The organism is Rhizobacter sp. P3_B12, from assembly GCF_056402895.1.
Genome location: NZ_JBFUGN010001727.1, coordinates 1 through 595 on the forward strand (window position 1 = coordinate 1; position 595 = coordinate 595).

Sequence of the window (595 nt, forward strand, 5' to 3'; positions counted from 1 at the left end):
GTAGCCGGGTTCCTTGTCCCGAAGGACGATGCCGGAGCAACTCGGGACAAATGTCCCCTGCGCGTCGATCAGTCGCAGGTCGAAGACCCGGAGGCCCGCCACCCTCGTCGACCGCCTCGCATGACCCCCTTACCCAGTGAAATCACACCGCAGCGCCAGCTCCTGCTGGGTGATGCGCGACGCGAGGCGCTGGGCGCGCCCCCCTTACCCAGTGAAATCACACCGCAGCGCCGGCTCCTGCTGGGTGATGCGCGACGCGAGGCGCTGGGCGCGCAACCGGCTGCCGAGCTCGCGGACGAGTTCGTCTGGCGTGGCAAGCTTGATGTCGACCATGAGACAAATTTAGCAGCCATTTAAAAGTCTATTATTAGCTATATTTCTATTTAACAGCCATTTAGATGGCCTACTTCATTCTTCATGAAGTGACAGCCACACTGTAGCCGGGTTCCTTGTCCCGAAGGACGATGCCGGAGCAACTCGGGACAAATGTCCCCTGCGCGTCGATCAGTCGCAGGTCGAAGACCCGGAGGCCCGCCACCCTCGTCGACCGCCTCGCATGACCCCCTTACCCAGTGAAATCACACCGCAGCGCCAG

Annotated in this window: 1 protein-coding gene; it reads left to right on the top strand. The window is 61.3% G+C overall.

Annotation, left to right across the window (positions count from 1 at the left end):
• On the top strand, window positions 1–357 hold a 357-nt coding region (locus AC1D01_RS37905), incomplete at its 5' end, for a hypothetical protein (protein WP_477875136.1).
• Window positions 358–595 lie beyond the last annotated feature (238 nt).